Origin of the sequence: Catenulispora pinistramenti, from assembly GCF_018274385.1 — a bacterium.
Taxonomy (GTDB): domain Bacteria; phylum Actinomycetota; class Actinomycetes; order Streptomycetales; family Catenulisporaceae; genus Catenulispora; species Catenulispora pinistramenti.
This window is the reverse complement of the sequence record NZ_JAAFYZ010000211.1, coordinates 1-19,589: the sequence shown is the minus strand read 5'-3', so window position 1 is coordinate 19,589 and position 19,589 is coordinate 1. Positions and strand designations below refer to the sequence as shown.

14 protein-coding genes are annotated in these 19,589 nt (G+C 69.8%); 9 read left to right on the top strand and 5 right to left on the bottom strand.

The window, feature by feature from the left end; translation table 11 throughout:
- Together KGQ19_RS38695 and KGQ19_RS38690 are read right to left on the bottom strand one after the other, a co-directional pair.
- A partial coding sequence (locus tag KGQ19_RS38695; protein ID WP_212018745.1) for a carbohydrate binding domain-containing protein occupies positions 1 to 613 on the bottom strand: 613 nt, incomplete at its 3' end.
- An 88-nt stretch (positions 614 to 701) separates the two neighbouring features.
- Positions 702 to 2,384, bottom strand: coding sequence for a beta-1,3-glucanase family protein (locus KGQ19_RS38690; protein ID WP_230420100.1), 1,683 nt, complete (start codon positions 2,382 to 2,384; stop codon positions 702 to 704).
- A gap of 340 nt (positions 2,385 to 2,724) precedes the next feature.
- Here KGQ19_RS38690 and KGQ19_RS38685 point away from each other — a divergent pair, with 340 nt between their 5' ends.
- Positions 2,725 to 5,133 carry a DUF8508 domain-containing protein gene (locus KGQ19_RS38685; protein WP_212018744.1) on the top strand — a complete coding sequence of 803 codons (2,409 nt, stop codon included), beginning with the start codon at positions 2,725 to 2,727 and terminating at the stop codon, positions 5,131 to 5,133.
- A 32-nt stretch (positions 5,134 to 5,165) separates the two neighbouring features.
- Positions 5,166 to 5,633: a hypothetical protein gene (locus KGQ19_RS38680; RefSeq protein WP_212018743.1), complete on the top strand. Its 468-nt coding sequence runs from the start codon at positions 5,166 to 5,168 to the stop codon at positions 5,631 to 5,633.
- A gap of 18 nt (positions 5,634 to 5,651) precedes the next feature.
- On the opposite strand, the gene KGQ19_RS38675 is transcribed toward KGQ19_RS38680, so the two are convergent.
- Positions 5,652 to 6,065, bottom strand: a complete 414-nt coding sequence (locus KGQ19_RS38675) for a nuclear transport factor 2 family protein (RefSeq protein WP_212018742.1) — start codon at positions 6,063 to 6,065, stop codon at positions 5,652 to 5,654.
- A 97-nt stretch (positions 6,066 to 6,162) separates the two neighbouring features.
- Between KGQ19_RS38675 and KGQ19_RS38670 the strand changes: the two genes are divergently transcribed.
- The 3 genes from KGQ19_RS38670 to KGQ19_RS38660 all read left to right on the top strand — a co-directional run bounded on the left by KGQ19_RS38670 (position 6,163) and on the right by KGQ19_RS38660 (position 9,635).
- A complete protein-coding gene (locus tag KGQ19_RS38670) occupies positions 6,163 to 6,642 on the top strand; it encodes a MarR family winged helix-turn-helix transcriptional regulator (RefSeq protein WP_212018741.1) in 480 nt (159 codons plus the stop codon).
- A 178-nt stretch (positions 6,643 to 6,820) separates the two neighbouring features.
- Positions 6,821 to 8,431 carry a LamG domain-containing protein gene (locus KGQ19_RS38665; RefSeq protein WP_212018740.1) on the top strand — a complete coding sequence of 537 codons (1,611 nt, stop codon included), beginning with the start codon at positions 6,821 to 6,823 and terminating at the stop codon, positions 8,429 to 8,431.
- Positions 8,432 to 8,711: 280 nt separating this feature from the next.
- The gene (locus KGQ19_RS38660; protein WP_212018739.1) at positions 8,712 to 9,635 is read left to right on the top strand and encodes a DUF4349 domain-containing protein; all 924 of its coding nucleotides are present in this window, start codon (positions 8,712 to 8,714) and stop codon (positions 9,633 to 9,635) included.
- Positions 9,636 to 9,694: 59 nt separating this feature from the next.
- Here the strand turns inward: KGQ19_RS38660 and KGQ19_RS38655 are convergent, their stop codons facing one another.
- The gene (locus KGQ19_RS38655; RefSeq protein ID WP_212018738.1) at positions 9,695 to 10,528 is read right to left on the bottom strand and encodes an SDR family NAD(P)-dependent oxidoreductase; all 834 of its coding nucleotides are present in this window, start codon (positions 10,526 to 10,528) and stop codon (positions 9,695 to 9,697) included.
- An 85-nt stretch (positions 10,529 to 10,613) separates the two neighbouring features.
- Between KGQ19_RS38655 and KGQ19_RS38650 the strand changes: the two genes are divergently transcribed.
- From KGQ19_RS38650 to KGQ19_RS38635, 4 genes are all read left to right on the top strand, one after another.
- The gene (locus KGQ19_RS38650) at positions 10,614 to 11,468 is read left to right on the top strand and encodes a helix-turn-helix transcriptional regulator (RefSeq protein ID WP_212018737.1); all 855 of its coding nucleotides are present in this window, start codon (positions 10,614 to 10,616) and stop codon (positions 11,466 to 11,468) included.
- Between the two features lie 176 nt (positions 11,469 to 11,644).
- Positions 11,645 to 15,118, top strand: coding sequence for a phosphodiester glycosidase family protein (locus KGQ19_RS38645; protein ID WP_307856639.1), 3,474 nt, complete (start codon positions 11,645 to 11,647; stop codon positions 15,116 to 15,118).
- 174 nt (positions 15,119 to 15,292) lie between these two features.
- A complete protein-coding gene (locus tag KGQ19_RS38640) occupies positions 15,293 to 15,961 on the top strand; it encodes a DUF6585 family protein (RefSeq protein ID WP_212018733.1) in 669 nt (222 codons plus the stop codon).
- 107 nt (positions 15,962 to 16,068) lie between these two features.
- On the top strand, positions 16,069 to 17,985 hold the full coding sequence (locus tag KGQ19_RS38635) for a pentapeptide repeat-containing protein (protein WP_212018731.1): 1,917 nt from the start codon (positions 16,069 to 16,071) through the stop codon (positions 17,983 to 17,985).
- Positions 17,986 to 18,102: 117 nt separating this feature from the next.
- Here the strand turns inward: KGQ19_RS38635 and KGQ19_RS38630 are convergent, their stop codons facing one another.
- Positions 18,103 to 18,816, bottom strand: a complete 714-nt coding sequence (locus tag KGQ19_RS38630) for a chitinase (protein ID WP_212018729.1) — start codon at positions 18,814 to 18,816, stop codon at positions 18,103 to 18,105.
- Between the last annotated feature and the right edge of the window lie 773 nt (positions 18,817 to 19,589).

The following is a 19,589-nucleotide window of genomic DNA, read 5'->3' as shown; positions in this document are numbered from 1 at the left end:
TCGTTGGAGGGGTCGTCGGGGGCGTCGTCGGCGGGGTCGTGGTCGGCGATGTGGGCGGGGGCGAGGTCGGTCCGCCCGGCCCGGTCAGCGAGACGTCGTCGGCCGAGTAGTCGCCCTGGCCGTACCAGCCGTGCAGCCAGATGGTGACGCTCGTGGTGGCCGCGCCGGTAGTGAAGGTGGTGCTCAGCTGGGTCCACGAGCCGCTGCTCGTCCAGTTGCTGGTATCGCTGGTGCCGGTTCCGGTGTCGCCGAGGTAGACGTAGTTGCCCTCGACCCACGCGGTCAGCGTGTAGGACGAACTCGGCTGCACGCTCACCGCCTGCGAGCATTGCGCGTCGTCGCTGCTCGTCGGCGTGCCGAGGAGAGCGTGGGAACCGGAGTGCGCCGGGCTGGCGACCACGGAACCGTCACCGCTCGGGCAGGACCAGGGCGCGAGCGACCCGGACTCGAATCCGGAGTTCTGCACGAGATTTCCGGCGGCCGCCGGTGCGGTCGGCGCCGCGGTCGCGGAAGTCGCGACAGCCGCCAGGCCGGCTGCGACCAGCGCGCAGACCGCGGCGAGCACACCGGCCCGCTGCCGCGCGTGGCGGCTCAACGCGTCTTTGAATGGCATGGAAGATCCTCAGTGTCGGTTTCGCGCTTTCCGCCGGACGCGACGCAGACGCCTGCGACTAGCACGCCCGCGCCGCATCCGCGGTTGGTCAGCAGGCCCCGTCGTTCTTCCATACGTCCCAGGACTGCGGGGCGTTGGGTACCGCGTTGGTGGAGTACCAGGTGGACGTCCACAGGTCGCCGGCATACGTCACCTGGTTGCCGGGGACGTAGGCGGTGGTCGCGCTCCAGGCCGGAGCGCCGGTGCAGCCGCCGCCCGAGCCCGCCGTGTTGACCGTCCAGGTGAACGAGGTGCTTCCCGAAGCCCCACCTGAATCGGTCGCGGTGACGGTCGTGCTGAAACTGCCCGCGGTGCCCAGCGTGCCGGTGATCAGTCCCGCCGCGCTGATGCTCGCGCCCGTCGGCAATCCGCTGGCGGTGAACGTGAGCGGGCCGCCGCTGGAATCGGTACCGCTGACCTGAAGGTTCGCCGCGGCACCGACGGTGCTGGTCTGGTCGCCGGGCGAGCTGACGGTGACCGTGTGCGGCGGCGGGGTGCTGCCGCCGCCCCCGCCGCCGAGCGTGATCGTCCACAGCGCCGGGTTGCCCGAGGCGACGAAGCCGGACTGGTTGGCGCCGTTGCCCACGACGTCGTCGTAGGGGAAGGCGTAGCCGAGGCCGTCGGTGTTCGCCGCGTGCACGATGCGGGAGTAGTGGTTGGTGATCGTGTTCTGATAGAAGGTCGAGACGACCTCCCCGTCCGGCTGGTCGGAGTCGATCAGCAGGGTGCTGCGATTGAACGCCGCGCATATCCGCGCGGACACGGCGCCGATCTCGCCCGCGGTGTTGGCGAACGGCCCGGTGCTACAGCTGAAGATGTCCTTGGCCGCGGGCTGGGCGTAGCTGACCAGGCCGGGGAAGTTCAGCACGCCGCCGGATACGTTTCCGGTCACGCTGCCCCAGGACGCCTGCGTGTCGACCGTGAGCGACGCGCTCTCGTACTTGGACCAGACCTGGTCGATGTAGGGCTGGAAGTATCCGGAGAACAACGAGGAGTTCATCACGATCCCGTTGTTCGGACTCAGGGCTCGTAGATTCGCCCCGCCCGAGGTGACGATGAGCTGGTCCCAGCCGGCGCCGTCGGCGTTGTGCTGCGCGACCAGGCCCGAGCACACGGTGTCCAGGCCGCCCGCGGGCATCCCGGTGACGTTCTGCACGGCGCCCGAGGTGTCCGTCAAGCTGATCGCGATCGGGATGGAGACGAAGTCCACATAGGAGATGTCCGCGTACAACTGCGAGGTGTTGAACGTGAACTCGCAGAAGTCCCACATCAGATTGATGTTCGGGTCGGAAGGGTTGCTCACCGACGGTTCGACCAGGGCCGGGCCCGGGTTGAGCAGAAAGGTGAGCGGGGACCCGATCGAGAACCACACCCGGCCGCCGGCGATCTGCGGAATGGTGATCGTGGTCGTCGAACCCGGGCCGCCCAGCGGAATCGCGCAGTTCGCCGCCAGCGGGGCACCGGTCGAGCCGGGCGAGGCGGGGTAGTACAGGGTCCGCCCGTCCGATTCGAGCAGGACCAGCGCGTTGTTGCTGATCGCCTGCCCGGTCACGAACGCGTAGACGGTGTTCGAGGCGGTGTTGTTCTTCAACGCCACGGACAGCGTGGACGCGGTGTCGGCCGTGGCGGCGGACGCGCGCGAGCCCGACGCGCCGACACCGACGCCGCCGAGCAGCGCGGCACCGCCCACGAACGCTGAGGAGGCGAGGAACTTTCTGCGGCTGACCGTCATGCGAGCACCCTCCTTGGAAGAATCGATCACGAACCGTGAATCCAGACCCCGCTGCGCAAGTGAGTGAGCCGACGTAGCGCAAGAGCTTCCGGAAACGTTTCCGATACGCCGGTTGGGTCAGAGTATGAAAACGCGCGAGCCGTCCGTCAACAGCTCCCACGGGACTTTTTTAGTCCTCGTCCCACAAAACGGATTACGGATCAACGGATTCGAACGTCCGTGGCACTATCACCCGTCGACCGACCCCACATCAGCACATGTTGTCCTTGTCCAGGACGCTCGCAGTTCGCGAAGATGCCGAACACTGTGTGCCGATTGAGACCCCTGACGAGGAGAACCTGTGTCCAGGACCCGTGTACTGACCGCGGCCGCGGTCTCGGCCAGCACCATCGCCGCGTTGCTGGCGCTGCCCGCAGCGCAGGCGACGGTGTCCAACGACGTCGTCGTGAACGAGGTGTACGGCGGCGGCGGTAACTCCGGCGCCACATTGAAGAACGACTTCATCGAGCTGCGGAACGACGGCACCGCGCCGGTGTCGCTGGCGTCGTGGTCGGTGCAGTACATCTCGGCGGCGCCGGGCGCCGCCACGACGTGGCAGGTCACCAACCTGTCGGGGAGCATCGCCCCCGGCAAGACCTACCTGATAGCCGAGGCCGCCGGGACCGGCGGCACCGCCGACCTGCCGGCGCCGGACGCCACCGGCGCGATCAACCTCAGCGGCACCGCCGGGACCGTGGCGCTGGTCACCTCGCAGACCGCCCTCACCTGCAAGACGGCCGCCGACTGCGCGGCCGAGGGCAGTATCAAGGACCTGATCGGCTACGGTACCGCCGTCATCCACGAGGGCTCCGCCGACGCCCCGGCCGCGAGCAACACCACCTCGGTGGCGCGCAACGCCTCGGGCACCGACACCGACCAGAACGGCACCGACTTCACCGCCGGCGACCCGACGCCGACCCCCGGCGGCTCCGGCACCGGCGGCGGCACCCAGCCCGGTCCGCTGCGCATCCACGACATCCAGGGCGCCGGCTGGGTCTCGCCGGTGAACGGCCAGGCCGTGACCAACGTGCCGGGCATCGTGACGGCGCTGCGCACCAGCGGCTCCAAGGGTTTCTGGATCCAGGACCCGACCCCGGACGCCAACCCCGCGACCAGCGAGGCGCTGTTCGTCTACACCGGCTCGGCCCCGACCGTCGCGGTCGGGGACTCCGTGCTGGTCTCCGGCAAGGCGCAGGCCTACTACCCGCTGGCCAGCGGCGACACCGTCGCCACCACCTCGAACCTGTCGGTCACCGAGATCGGCGGCCCGACGGTCACCGAGGTCAGTAGCGGCAACGCGCTGCCGGCCCCGATCGTGCTGTCGGCGGCGAACGTCCCGGCGACCTACGCCCCGAACCTGGGCGGCGCGAACATCGAGGGCACGCCGGTCGTCCCGACCCGCTCGGTGCTCGACTTCTACCGCTCGATCCAGGGCATGCGGGTCGAGGTGGACGACGCGCGCGTGGTCGGCCCGTCCGACACCTACGGCGAGCAGTACGTGACGGTGAAGCCGAACGAGGCCGCCACCTACCGCGGCGGCTCGGAACTGCTCGGCGAGAACCAGACGCCCTCAGGCCGGCTGGAAGTCGTCCCGGCCGACGGCAGCAACCCGCATGTGAACGTCGGCGACGTCTTCACCGGCGCGACCGTCGGCCCGCTGGACTACTCGCAGTACGGCGGCTTCCTCATCGCGGCCTCGACGCTGGGCACCGTGCAGAACAACCACCTGGCCCCGGTCGTCGCCGCCCCGGACCCGGCCAAGGAGCTGTCGGTGGCCACGTACAACGTGGAGAACCTGGCCCCGTCGGACCCGGCCGCCAAGTTCCAGCGCCTGGGCGCCGGCATCGTCACCAACCTCGCCACCCCGGACATCGTCTCGGTCGAGGAGGTCCAGGACAACAGCGGCGCCACCGACGACGGCACCGTCGCCGCCGACCAGACGCTGACCAAGCTGACCGCGGCCATCGCGGCGGCCGGCGGCCCGCACTACGCCTGGCGCGAAATAGACCCGGCCAACGACCAGGACGGCGGCCAGCCCGGCGGCAACATCCGCACCGTGTTCCTGTACAACCCGGCCCGGGTGAAGTTCGTGGACTCCGGCCCGGCGAACGTCGACCGCACGACCACCGGCACCCAGGTGGTCAGCAAGCACGGCGACCCCGCGCTGAGCCTGTCCCCGGGCCGCATCGACCCGGCGAACCCGGTCTGGACCGCCAGCCGCAAGCCGCTGGTCGGCGAGTTCCAGTTCCGCGGCAAGGACGTCTTCGTCATCGCCGACCACTTCGTCGCCAAGCTCGGCGACCAGAGCCAGGACGGCCGCTTCCAGTACCCGGCCCAGTCCTCGGCGATCCAGCGCGCCGGCCAGGCCCAGGTCGAGCACGACTTCGTGCAGAAGCTGCTGGACGTGGACAAGAAGGCCGACGTGGTGGTCCTCGGCGACCTCAACGACTACCAGTTCAGCCCGGCCGTGAACGCCCTGCGCACCGGCACCTCCGACGGCACCGGCCCGTCGATCCTCACCGACCTGATCGGCACCCTGCCGATCAACGAGCAGTACACGTACGACTATGAGGGCGTCTCGGAGGTGCTGGACCACATCCTGGTGAGCAAGGGCATCAAGGACCTGAGCTACCAGGTGGTGCACGTCAACTCCGAGTACTCCGACCAGGCCAGCGACCACGACCCGCAGGTGGTGCGGTTCAAGGTGTGAGGCAGCAGGCGGCAGCGGCCATCATCGTCCTCATGCAATACATCGCCATCGACGACGGCTCGCTGTCACCCCAGGCTTACCTCGCCGCGCTCCCGGAGTTGGCCCCGAACCTGCCTCCGGGCGCGCGCGCCTTCGCGACCGACCCGACGCACTACGACTTCTACGACCGCCGTTGCGTCAAGGATCTGAACCTGGGCCCGATCACGCACAAGATCGGCTCCGAGGCGGTGGATCTGGAAATCCGCCTGACTTCCAGCGGGCTTAAACACGATGAATGGCTGGTGCTCCGCTATTCGGACGTCAGCAGCCTGACACTCGAGGTCGCCCCGCCGGATCCGGAGGGCGGCGCTCGCTTCCAGAGCCTGGCCCTGGACGAGGTACTGCCGCATCCGGACGGCTGCTCACACGAGATCGCGTTCTGGGACAGCTCGGTGCGGGTGGTGTGTCGGGACCTGACCGCCGAATGGGTCACGGAGGCGGAACTCGCGCGACGATCGTGACGTCGCGTGCCACGCCCCTCAACTCCCGACGCCCCAGTCGGCCGGCATCTCGCCGCGAGACCAGACCAGGTCCAGGCTGAACTCGCAGACCTGCCAGTCATCGCCGCGGCGGCGCAGCCGACCGCGCCAGACGCTGCCGCCTTCGAGGGTCGGGCGGTGCCGGTCATCGCAGAAGGTGGCGACGATGTTGGCCCGGACGTCGGCGTCGTCCTCGCGGGGCGCCACGATGACGCCGGTCACGAGGTGCTGGAGGGCCGCGACCGGCTCGTGGATCGCACGCTGCACGGCGACGAGTTCGTCGCGGCCGTGGATGCGTCCGACCGCGGTGTCGGCTCGCACGTCCACTGTGTAGAAGGCGGGGAGTTCGTCGAAGCGACGGTCATCGATCGCGGCGAAGATCCGGGGGACCACGAGGTCGGGAGTGCTGGTCATGCCGCGGCCTTTCGTTGAGATGACAACGCAGCGTTGTATATTCAACGCTATTGTTTCAACTTAGCCGAGGCGGGAGTGCTGGTCTAGTCTCACGAGAGTGGACTTCACCGAGGCGCCCGCACGGCTCCGCGCACTGCCGAGCTACGCGATCACCCTGACGGCCGCGCAGGCCGGCCAGCTCGCGACGGACCGGGTGGCCAGGCTCGGCGCCTCGAAAGCCGCCTACGGCATGCTGGCGGTCCTCGACGAGTTCGGACCTTCGAGCCAGGCCGATCTGGGACGCAGGCTCGGCATGGACCGCCGAAGCGTCTCCGACGAAACCGCGGGGCTCGAGCGCGGCGGGCTCGTGAGCCGCGGACCTGATCCCGCCGACCCGCGCCGCAACCGGCTGGAGATCACGCAGGCCGGCCTGGCGCTGCTCGCTGAGCTCGAAGACTCCTTCAAGGCGATGCAAGACGAACTCTTCGCCATGCTTTCCGCCAAGGACCGAGCCGAGCTCAACCGGCTGCTGTCGCTGATGGTCGCGTCGGCATCCGCGTCGACACCGGCATCGGCGCGGCCGGGTCGCGGGCGGTAGCGGCCGAGCAGCCGTCATCGCGCTACTTAGCGCGCCCGGGGCGGCGGCCCTGTTACCGCGCCCCCTGCTTCCCACAGCCGGTATCCCCCGACAAAGGTCCGTTCGGGCAACGATGCCTGCCCCCGACGTGGCCCTTCCAGCCGCTGCCGAATCACCGCCCGGCCGCTAGCTTTTCAGAGTGAGCCAGTGGGTCAACCTGGAACCGCTGTCAGCCGCGGTCGAAGCCGGGGATAGCGCCGTCGTGGACCTCCGGATCAGGAACACCGGGGACATTGTCGAGGAGTACCGGGTCGAGGTGGTCGGGGACCCGGCCGTGTGGTGTGCCGTCGAGCCCGCGGCGATCCGGCTGTATCCGGGGACGACCGGCGACGTTACCTTGACGTTCTCCCCGCCGCGAGCCTCGGATTCGGCCGCGGGACCGCATCCGTACGGGGTCCGCGTGACGCCGGCGGAGAACCCCGAGGACGTCACGGTGCCCGAGGGAACCCTCACCGTGGCCTCGTTCGTCGACGTCCGGGCCGAGATGCTGCCGCCGACGGTGCGGGGCTGGCGGCGTGCCAGGCCGCGGCTCGTGGTGGCCAACCACGGCAACACCCTGGCCACCGCTTCGGTCTCGGCCTCCGGACCGGGCAACCGGGTCGACATCGACATCCGGAAGCCCAGTCTGCAGATCCAGCCCGGCCGCGCGCATTTCAGTGTGCTGCGAATGCGTCCCGAGCGCCTGTTGTGGTTCGGGCAGAAGGTCAACCACCCCTACACCACGACGTTGCAGGTCTCCGGCCGCCAGCCGGTCACCGCCGCCGGCGCCTACAACCAGACGGCGCTGCTGCCGCGCTGGCTCGGCGGGCTCTTCGCGGCTCTGGCGTCGGTCGTCATCCTGTTCGCGGGTCTGTGGCTGGCGTTCCGGCCTTCCGTGGCCACGGACGCCACCGCACAAGTCGCCTTGGCCGGCGTGCCGACCGTCGGCGTCCCCACGGCGTCGAGCGCTCCGCCGCCTTCGCAGAAGCCTGTGATCGTTTCCCCGCCCCCGGCGTCGACCTCGGCGCCGCCGTCCACGAGTTCCGCGCCCGCCGCGCCCAGCACGTCCAAGCCCGCGGCCAAGCCGACCACGCAGCAGGCGCCCCCGCCGGTCACCGTACCGACACCGATCGCCGACTGGATTCTGAACCAGACCACGGGCAACACGGCGATCGATTCCACGACCGTGCACAACGGTACGGCGTCGAACGGTTGGTGGGCCGGCACCTCCTGCCTGTTCAACGGGCAGAACAGCCAGATCACCACCACCGGGCCGGTGGTCGACACCAGCCCCACCGGGAGCTTCACGATCCTCGCGGACGTGTACCTGGCCGCGGCCGACTCCCCCGCCGAACAAACCATGGTGAGTCAGGACGCCTCGCAGAACAGCGGCTTCTACCTCCAGTACATGGGCAACAGCCCCGACAGCCCGACCGGCGTCTGGGCCTTCTCCCGGGTGAGCGTCGACGGCCCGAACCCCACCGCCTACCGCGCGTATTCGACTGCCAAGGCGACCGCCGCCACCTGGACCCGGCTCGCAGGGGTCTTCGACGCCACCACCAAGCAAATGCAGCTGTATGTGAACGGCCAGCTCCAGCAGACGGTCAGCGATCCCACCCCGTATGCGTCGAACGGTCCCCTGGCCATGGGGCGCGCTCAGTACTACGGGAACGCGACGGACTGGTTCAACGGCGCGCTGTCGAACGTCGAGGTGTTCAACCAGCCGCTCACCGCCGCGCAGATCAACGCGGTCCCGGTGGCGAACCACTAGGAACGCCTGCGAACTCCTGGGAACGCCTGGGAACGCCTAGGCACACAGCCAGCACCGTTCCGATGCCGGCCTGTGACCGAACCGTGAGGCCCTGACCGGGAACCATGGGCCACGCGCCGCCGTCCCAGTGCCGTGACAGCTCGGTCACAGGCCGACCAATAAGGACGGCCGGGCCGAGTCGGGGTCTCGGGAGGGTCTGGCGGATGAGTCAGAGTGCTTGCGGATGAGTCAGGGTGCTCATGGGAGGCGGAGACGGGCCGCGGCGGTCTTGGCCGCGGTCGTGATAGTCGGGCTGAGCGCCGGGTGCGGTTCCGGCAACAGCAATAGCGCGGCGTCGAGTGTGCCCAAGGGTGCCGCGGGCGCCGGCAACCCCGCCGCCGGGGCGGCGTCGGGCGACTCGGCGCCGAACCAGGCGGCAGCGCCCTCGGCGAGGCAGAACTCGCTGGCGAAGGCGCCGGTGGCCGGGCGCAGCATCGTCTACTCGGCGACGATGACGGTCCGCACGAAAGACGTCGAAGCCGCCACCGCGAACGCCGAGACGCTGGCCGAGGGCAGCGGCGGGTTCGTGGGCGGCGAGAACTCGCAGTCCGGAACGGTGCCGGACGTGCAGGGACTGACTCAGTCCACTGTGACACTGCGCGTGCCCTCGGCGGTGTTCGAGAAGGTGATCGGACAGCTGGGCACCGGCGGCGTCGTGCAGGACGAGACCCGCTCGGCATCCGACGTCACGGCTCAGGTCGTGGACACCGGCACCCGCATCACCGCCCAACAGGCGAGCATCGCCCGCATCACGGACCTGATGAAGAGCGCGACGAACCTGTCGGACGTGGTGACCCTCGAAGGCGAGCTGTCACGCCGCGAGTCGGATCTGGAGTCGATGCAGGCGCAGCTGGCCGCACTGAACGATCAGGTATCGCTGTCCACGATCACCGTCACCTTCCTCGTGCCACAGGCGGCCAGCCCGGCGGGGACCCCGGCGGCCAAGCACCAGAACGCACTACAGCGCGGGCTGCATGACGGCTGGCAGGCCTTCATGGGCACGGTGAAGGTGCTGCTGGTGATCATCGGGGTGCTGCTGCCGTTCACACTGCTGGCGGCCGTGTTGTGGTGGCCGGTGAAGGGGGCGGCACGGTTGGTGGCGCGGCTGCGGGCCGGCCCGGCGGCGGCCGAGGTCGGCGCCCCGGCGGCCGCGGACGAGTCCTAGCCGGGCCGCGACCCGGCCCGGCCCGGCCCGGCCCGCAGACTCCAGCTCCCCCAAGGACACTAGGCCCCAGCGCCGCCGTCCACCGGCAGGATCGCGCCGGTCACAAACGACGCCCGGTCGCTGAGCAGCCACGCGGCCGCCTCGGCGACCTGCCGGGGTTCGGCCATCCGGCCCAGGGGGATCGAGGCGTTGATCTTGTCGACGATGCCGGGGGTCGCCCTTTCCCAGGCGTCGATCATCTCGGTGGCGGTGCCGCCGGGGGTGATGCCGTTGACCCGGATGCCGTCGGCGGCCCAGTTCACCGCGGCGCTCTCGGTGAGGCTGTTGAGCGCGCGCTTCATGGCGCCGTAGGCGGGCAGGGCGGGGTTCGCGCGGCGGCTGCCGATGCTCGAGGTGTTGACGATCGACCCGCCGCCGGTGCGGCGCATGAGTTCGGCCTCGGCGTTCATCGCGGTCCAGTGCGAGCGGAAGTTCACGGCGAACTGCTCGTCGATGTCGTCGTCGCCGGTGGTGTCGACCGGTCCCGGCCGGCGCTGGAGGGCCGCACCGTTGTTGAAGGCGCCGTCGAGGCGTCCGTGCAGCTCCGCGACGCGCTCGACGGCGGCGCGGATGCCCGTGCGGTCGGCGAGGTCCAGGGTGACGGCGTCCGCGCGACCGCCGTCGGCCCGGATCTCGGCGACGATGCGCTCGAGTGCGTCCGTGCCCCGGGCGGCCAGCACGACCGAGGCGCCCTCGGCGGCGAAGAGCCGCCCCGCCGCCTCCCCGATGCCGCGGCTGGCGCCGGTGATGAAGATGACCTTGCCGGTGAGCAGGCCGATGGGGATGCTGCTGTTACTGCTGATGCTGCTGGTTGTGCTGGTTGTGTCGTCGGTGACATGTGCGTTTTCGGTCATGCCACCAGCGTCCGTCCGTGCCCGGACCAGATACAGGCACAGGCTGTACCACGATCCGCCGCCGAGGACGATGCACACTGGGGTCATGGACAAACAGGAGCTCGGGGCGTTCCTCCGCAGCCGTCGTGAGCGACTCCAGCCGCAAGACGTGGGCCTGCCGTCCGGCCCGCGCCGCCGGACCCCGGGGCTGCGCCGCGAAGAGGTCGCGGTCCTCGCCCACATCTCCACCGAGTACTACGTCCGCCTCGAACAAGGCCGCGCCGCATCGCGGCCGTCCGGTGAAGTCCTCGCCGGAATCGCCGGCGCGCTGCGCCTCACCGACGCCGAATCCGACCACCTGCACACCCTGGCCGGCACCGCGCCGGCCAAGACCGGTCTGCTCCAGCGCGAAGTGCGACCCAGCATCCTCGCCCTGCTCGAACGCCTCCCGCAGACCGCCGGCATCGTGGTCTCCGCCGCCTTCGAAGTGCTCGCGTGGAACGACCTCGCTGCCGCGCTGATGGAGGACTTCGCCGTACTCACCCCCGACCAGCGGAACCTCGCGCGCAAGGCATTCCTCGGCCCGTCGCGCCCCGCCGCGCCGATGTACGGGATCTCCGACGCCGCCGAGTTCCGTCGGCACGTCGTCATGCAGCTCCGATCCACCGTCGCCCGCTACCCGACGGACCCCACCGTGACCGGCCTCGTCGCCGACCTGCGCGACGGAAGTCCCGATTTCGCCCGGCTCTGGGAACATCGCGACGTGCGTAGCGCGCCGGTCCTGACGAAGACCTTCCGCCACCCGGCCGTCGGGGAGGTCCGCGTCGACTGCGACGCCCTCGCGCTGCCGGACAGCGACCAACACCTCGTGCTCTACAGCGCGCCGATCGGATCACCCAGCGCCGATGCCTTGGCGCTGTTGAACATCCTGGGTAGCGAGGCTCGTAGCTCCGCACGGTGACGCCGCGAAAACCTAGGAGCTCGGCCAGCGGCCCGCACCACCCCCGCGCCCCGACCTGTTAGCCGGATGTGCCGTGCGCCGCCGCCGTCAGGACACGCGGTTCGGCGAGTCTGAGGCGGCGAATAATGCGTGCCGAGGGGAGCGGAATGATGTTGCGGAGGAACCGGCGGGTTGCGGTGTCGGCCGCCGTGGTCGTCGCGCTGGTGGGGACGGCGATGGCCGGCGCCGGGGGCACGAGCGCGAGTGCCAACGCGCAGACCGGCGCGAGCGCGAAGCCGGGCGGTGGCAGCCGGCCGTGGCTCCCGCCGACGCCCGGCCAGTGGCCGCTGGTGGTGAACGCCTCGCGGACCGCGACGCAGGAGATCACCCGCGGCGTCGACTACCAGACCGACACCTACCAGACCGTCGGCGGGGTGCAGCATTCGACGGAGCTGAACGTCGACCTGACCGATCCGAACGTCCGTCTCGGCGTCGTGGAGTCGCACAACGAGCTCAGCGACCCGAACGACGAGGTCGTCTCCTCGATGGCGAACCGGACCGGCGCGGTCGCGGGCATCAACGGCGACTTCTTCGACATCTACGGCTCGGGGCGGCCGCACGGCATGGTCGTCGTCAACGGGCGCCTCGTGAAGAGCCCGAACCCGGCCTGGAACCAGAACCTCGTCGTGCGCGCGGACGGCTCGGTCGCGATCGGCGCCGAGTCGTATTCGGGTACTGCGACCGACGGCACCGCGACCCACCCGATCACCTCGGTCAACATGGTCGACGATCTGTCCGCCAACGGCCTGGTGCGGGTCACGCCCGACCTCGGCGACAGCGGCAAGGTCCCGGCGTCGGTGGTGGCCTCCGGGCACCGCGATCCGGCCGCTGCCGACGTCCTGATCATCGACAAGGTCACGCCGGGCATCACGGACCTCACGCCGCTGCCGACCGGGACCGAGGACCTGGTCGGCTCCGGCACCGCGGGCCAGTGGCTGACCGCGACCGCGCACGTCGGCGACCGGGTGGCGATCGCCGAATCGATCAGCCCGGACAACGCCCCGCGCCAGGCCCTGTCCGGCGGCGCAGTCCTGGTCCAGAACGGCACCATGGCCGTGCCGTTGCAGGGCGGCGGCGAGAACAACGTCAACAACCCGGTCACGGGCCTGGGCGTGACCAAGGACGGCAAGCACGCGATCGTCGCGGTGTTCGACGGCCACCAGCCGGAGGACGCCGCCGAGGGCCTGACCCGCCCGCAGCTCGCCGGCTGGATGCTGGCGCACGGCGCGTACAACGCGATGATCTTCGACTCCGGCGGCTCCAGCGAGATGGTCGCCCGCCAGCCGGGTCAGCAGCAGGTCAGCGTCGGCAACACGCCGTCGGACGGCCACGAGCGCCCGGTCGCCAACGGCCTGTTCTTCTACAGCACCGAGGCGCACGCCGGCCCCGCGGTCCGTACAGTAGCCAACTCCGGCGCGCCGCTGGCCGTCTTGACCGGCAGCAAGGTCCCGGTCTCGGCCTACGCGGTCGACGCGCTCGGCAACCCGGCCAGCGATCCGGTGCAGCTGGCGGTGCGGCCGCCCTCCAGGGCGAGTATCAGTACCGGAACAAACGGCGCGACCATCACGGCCGCCAGCAAGCCGGGCAACGGTGAGCTGACCGCCAAGGCCGGTCGCGCCCATTCCTCCGTGCCGCTGCGCGTGACCGACAAACTGACCTCGCTCACGGTCAGCCCGGCCACCGTCGATCTGAACAACGGCGGTACCCAGCAACTCGCCGTCACCGCGACCACCCGGGACAAGGAGCCGGTCACGTTGCTGCCGGCCTCGGTGACCTGGACGGCGAGCCCGTCGAACCTGGGCAGCGTCGATCCGGCGACCGGCCTGTTCACCGCCGCGACCGACGGCGAAGGGCTGGTGACCGTCACGGCCGGCGCCGGCGGGGCGACCGCCGCCGTCTCGATCGCCGTGGGTCAGCGCTCTGAGATCGTCGACCCGATGACCGACGTCGGCAACTGGAGCGTGAACACGCACGGCGCGACCGGCAGCGTCTCGCTGTCCACCACGACCAAGCGGCTGCCCTCCGACGCCGGCTCGATGGACGTCAAGTACGCCATCCCGGCGGGCAGCGGCGTCAAGCAGGTCGTGTTCTCCCCTACTGTGCACGAGTCGTTCCCGCCGGCCGGTGAGACGCAACTGCCGAACGCGGTGGGCGTCTGGATCAAGGGCTCCGGCACCGGCGGCTCCGGCACGCCGCTGGGGCTGGGCAACCTCACGCTCGCCGAGGCCTACTACGAGGTGAACGGCCAGTACGTCGACTTCTACCCGTCCACGGTGACCTACGACGGCTGGCAGCTCATCATCGCCGACCTGCCCGCCGGCCTTCAGTTCCCGATGAGCGTGGACTTCCTCGACTTCCTGGTCATCAGCCCGAGCCAGGCGCTGACCGGCGACCTGTATGTCAGTGATCTGCAAGCGCTCTACTCGCCGCGGCCGCTGGTGACGCCGCCGTACGTGGCGATCCCGCACAACCCCTCCTGGCTCCAGTACACCGAGGACCCGGCGAAGTTCCGGCCCGGCGGCACCACGCTGGCCGCGCTCGACGACGCGCACACGCACGCCGACGACCCGAACTCCACCGGCAGCGTCGTGCTCAAGCAGGACGGCGCCGATCTTCGGAGATTGACACAGATCAAGGCCCTGTCGTCGGGCCAGACCGGCCCGCTGTCGCTCCAGACCATGGGCGACATGAGCGACACCGGCAGCATGGCCAACCTGGACTACCTGAAGTCGCTGCTCGACGGATTCGGCGTGCCGTATCACGAGGGCGTCGGCAACCACGAGATCACCCAGGGCGTCGATCCGGAGAACAAGAACTGGACCAGCCTGTTCGGTCCGACGCACTACGCCTACACCCAAGGCGCCGCCAACGTCCTGGTGACCGACAGCGCGCACATCGGCATCCTGCCCTCGGACCCGTATCAGGTCCCGACGACGGATCCGGCGCAGTACCAGTGGCTGGCCGACCAGTTGTCCGCGAACCGCTCGCCGGTGGTGTTCGTGGTCAGCCACGTGCCCGCCTACGACCCGCATCCGCAGCAGGACAGCCAGTTCGCCGACCGCTGGGAGGCGCAGATGTTCGAGACCCTGGTGCAGAAGTATCAGGACTCGCATCCGCGCACCCACGTCGTCATGCTGTTCGGGCACGCCCGCGGCTGGGCCGAGAACCTGCTCGACCCGACCGGTCACAACACGCCGAACGGGTTGCCGAACTTCGTGGTCGCCGACGCCGGGGTCGAGGCGTACGCACCGGCCAGCGAGGGCGGCTTCTACAACTACGGGCTGTTCCACGTGCTGCCCAACGGCGACGTGCAGTTCGCCGCGATCCCGACCCTGGCGAGCATCGCGGTGACCGGCACGGCGACGACGCTCAAGCCGGGCCAGTCCACTCAGCTCACCGCGACCGGCACCTCGCCGACCGGCGACGACCTGCCCGCACTCAGCGTGCCGATCGCCGACCCGGCGTCACACGTGTGGAAGAGCTCTGATCCGCACGTCGCGACGGTCGACCCGGTCACCGGCGCGGTGCGCGCGCGGTGCCCGGGCACGGCCACCATCTCCGTCTCCTCGGACAACGTCACCGGCTCGGTCGCCTTGACGGTCGCCGAGTGACCAGCGCCAAGCGGCACGTGCACAGCTCGTAGACAGCGCGTCCCCGAAACGGGCCCCCTTCAGCCGAACCGGCCGAAGGGGGCCCGTCGCCGTACGCTCGAACCGGCCGACCAGGACCGGTCCTCCGGCCACGCCGTTAGCCTCGAGGCTTGTCGATCAACGGGAGGCAGCAGCATGGCCAGCGTCGAAGAGCTCGTGGAGATCGAGGAGCGCTTCCGCACCATCGGCTACACCGAGGGCCTGGGCCGGATGTGGGGCTTCTACCCGGCTGTCATCCGGCCCGCGAGCCGACTCTGGCCCGACGTCAGGGCGAACATCCGCAACGCCGGGAGGGCCGCCGCCACTTTCGAGTCCGGCCTGACCGTGCTGGCCGACCAGCAGCAGATCCTCGTCTTCCGCTGGCACGACACCACCGCCTTGCAGCGCATCGTCGAGCACCGGCGGAACGGCACGCTGCTCCGCACGACCTACCAGTACCAGCTGACCGGGCCTGACGGGGTGCCGCTCACGCTGGCCGGCGGCCTGGCCGACCCGCAGAAGTGGGGCCGGGAGATCCAGGACGGCATCACCCGGGCCCGGCTGCCCGTCGCGTTGCAGACCGTGGCCAGTGGCAGTGCCCTGGCCTTCGGGCCGATCGAGGTCAACAGGCGGACCGTGACGGCCGGCGGCCGGTCGGTGCCGTGGTCGGACGTGGAGCGGATCAAGGTGGACAAGGGCGAGGTGTCGGTGCGGGTGGCCGGGAAGTGGCTGGCCCTCATCCGTACTGACGTGAGCCGGATTCCGAACTTCTTTGTGTTCTACGCTCTTGCCGAGGCCCTGCGCACCTCGGCGGGGAGCGGCTGAGAGTCGCTCGGCCAGCCGAGCGGCACGCACCACGTCGGGCGGCCTGTGTGATACTGGCGGTATTTCTACGGGCACCGGCAACGGCGGTCCATCCCTAAGGTGCCTTCATGGACGCGCTGTATCAGCAAACCGCCGACCGACTGGCGAAAGCGGATGCCGACGGGCAGCGCTCCGCCTTGCAGGAGCTGGAAATCCTGGCCCGGGAAGATCCCGCGCAGCGCCGGCCCATCGCCGACACGGTATGCCGCTACCTGCGCGAGCCGGCCGATTCCGCCGAGCCCACCGGGTCCGGATCCGCCGAGACCGACGATGAATCGGCCGCCGCACGGGAGCAGGCCGTCGCACTGCTCGCGGCCCTGGCCCGCCAGCACCCCGAGGTCGCCGACTCCTCGGCGGACATCCCCTGCGACACCGACTGCGAGCACTGTCTGGACCTGGAGCTGGACGGCGCCGTGCTGCCGGACGTCGACTTCAGCGGCTGCCGTCTCGGGGACGTCGGCTTCACCGACACCCACTTCCGCGGCATCTCCGTCTTCACCGGCGCCCGCTTCGCCAAGGTGGCGACGTTCCAGCGGTCGGTCTTCGAGGCCGACGCGTCCTTCGCCGGCGCCCGGTTCAGCCAGACGGTCGACTTCGGCCGGGCCAGGTTCCGGGCGGACGCCGACTTCTCGCGCGTCCGGTTCCAGGACATCGCCTGGTTCGGGCGCGGCGAGACGAGCGTCTGGGAGGACGACGAAGAGTTCTGGGAGGTGATGGAGAACCGTCGCCCGGTCGCCTGGGACGAACTCAACGAGGACGACCCGAACTGGCCCATGGCCGAGCTCATGGGCGATTACCAGACCTGGGAGGAAGGCGGCGACGGTGCCCGCTTCAACCACCGGGTCTCCTTCGCCGACGCGGAATTCGCGGCCGAGGCGTGGTTCTGGAAGGCCCGTTTCGGGGACGCGGTCTCGTTCCAGCGCTGTAGTTTCGGCGGCCGCGTCCACCTCATCCAGCCCGCGGTCGACCTGACCGGCGCCCGGCTCACCGCGGACGCCCGGGCCAAGGGCCAGGAGTGGCCGGAGGGACAGGACTGGCCGTTCGGCTGGATCACGGAATCAGGGCTCGAAGGGGACGGCGGTGCACTCGTGGTCCACGACGACTCGCTAACGCCCTACCGCCGCCAGCTCGCCGACACCGATCCGGACGTCCGGCTCAGCGGCCTGCACATCCTCGGCGAGCTCGGGGACGCCGAGCCCGCGCTCCGGGAGCGGATCACCGAGACGGTCTGCGCCTACCTGCGGACCCCGCTGCCCTTCGACGTGACCACCAGCGTCTTCGAACTCAGCCCTTCGCAGTTCGCTGAGTTGCGCACCCGGCACGCCGCGCAGCGACTGCTCACCGACCGGACGCGTCCCGCCCTGGGCCGGACCTTCTGGGAGGACACCACCCTGCAACTCTCCGGCGCCACGCTCATCGACTTCGACGCGAGCGACTGCCGGCTGGCGGACGGGGACTTCACGGGCACGCAGTTCTACGGGAAGACCTCGTTCGCCGGAGCCGTGTTCGGCGACAAGCCCTCGTTCTTCGGCCCGCAGATCAGCTTCGCCCTGCCCGGCGGCGGAAGCGGTCGCGCCGCCTTCCACGGCCCGGTCGACTTCTCCGGCCTGGCCGCCCGCAAATCCGGGATCGTGCGCTGCCGCTTCCACACCGACAGCGCGGTACGCGCCGCCGGCACCGATCAGGACCTCATCAGGGTGCTGCTGGGAGCCAGGATCGACACCGATCCGGCGAAGGTGACCGTCGAGTTCCAGCAGGCGCTGGGCGCTGAGAACCCGCACGTGGAGTACGGCGTGGTGCCGGGTCCGGCGGACGCGCCGTGGGAGGCGCGGACCGGATTGAAGGTGACCGGGACCGACGTGCTGCTCACCGAGGTGGCCGGCCGGCTCGACGGCGCCGACGCGTTCCCTGAGCTCAGTCCTGAGCAGTGGGCGGCGGCGACCGGGATTATCAGGGCTTTGCTGGAGGCGCTGGAAGCACGGTGACCGGCTGAGCTGAGCCGGTAAGTCGCTAACTGCCGCATTGTTGGCGGCCGGCCGAACCGCGCGCAGCCCCTGGGACGCCACCAGGAGCCGCGCGGCCGGGCCTAGCCGCGGTCTGGGTCAGCAGGACAGGTTGCCGGGGCCCACGTCGGTGCCGAGCTCGGCGACGAACTTCTTGAACAGGTTGATGCGGTCGTTGCGCTCATCCGCGTTCTTGCCGTTGCACTCCAGGTCGCCGTTGAAGCTGCGGATGGTCTCGCCGAAGCCGCGCCCCTTGACGATGGCGTCGTGCGAGGTCGTCGAGCCCGCGCCCGGCTGGCTGTTCCAGAACCACAGGCCGGTCTTCCACGCCACGGCGGCGTCCCTTTCAACCAGGTAGGGGTTGTGGAGCAGGTCGATGTGCAGGGCGTCGCCCGCGGCCTTGTAGTTGAAGTTCCAGCTGATCTGGACCGGGCCGCGACCGTAGTAGGCCGCCTTGCCGGCCGGGCAACCGTAGGGCTGGCTGGCGTCGCAGTAGTGCGGGTAGTTCGCCTTGTTCTGCTCGATGACGAACTTCAGGCCGCCGGTCTCGTGGCTGACGTTGGCCAGGAAGGCAGCCGCCTCCCGCTTCCTGGTCTTCTCATCGCCGGTGGTGGTGAAAGCCGGGTACGCACCCAGGGCGTTAAGCAGCCCCTGGTATGTGTAGAAGGAATTGCGGCCCGGGAACATCTGGTTGAACTGCGCCTGGGAGACGACGAAGCTCGCGGCGGAGGCACTGGGCGCCGCCGGGCCGAACAGGCCGGCGACCAACGCGGCGGCGGTCGCCAGGGCGGTGAGGAAACGACGTGGTGTCATGGCCACATCGTCCCGTCAGCGCTTACCAAGATCTTGACAACACGCCGAAGCCGGCACGGCATCGCCGCGCCGATTCACCGTTGTGGGTGCTAGTGCCGTGTCAGGCATGCTTTGTTTGGTCGTTCGTGACGGAGTTCGTGGCGGGATTCGTGACTCGCTGGTCGCCGGGCGGGATCTGTTGGTGGCTGGTGTTGTGGGCCGGGTTGCGGTTGGGGTGTGGGTTTCAAAGCTTTTTACGGCCTTCGGTCATAGTTGTGCCGGTTCGGGGTTCGGGGTGGTGGGTGTGTTCGTCGGCTGCCGGTTTACGCGTTCACAACCCCGCCCCACCTCAGGCCTCTTCAACTCCGGCAAGTCAGGGCAAGGGCACAGGCCAGATCAAGAGCAAGATCAACAGCACAGGCAAGATCAAGAACTGAAGGTCAAGGTCAAGGGCTGTGATGAAGGGCCGGGCCTCCGGCGGGCCTCGGCAACCTCAGGGAAACTAGCGCGGTTCCCTAGGGTGGCCGATCTAGTCTCAGCGGCTGCGGCCTGTGAGGTGGTGCGGTCCGTTCCCCACGGTCGCGTCGTCAGCCCGATGGGTACAGCACCGGTGTCCGGGGGTAAAGTCCGCGCGCGGCGGTTGGCCATTTGACCTGCGGTTTCGTGAAGCGCGAACTTGACCCCCGGCCACCGGCACTGTAGGCGAAGCCCTGCCGACGCGACCGAGGGGAACGAACCGAAAACCAGCCGGAGAAATACAAAACGCAGGGAACGAGGACACCGGTTGGCTGCTG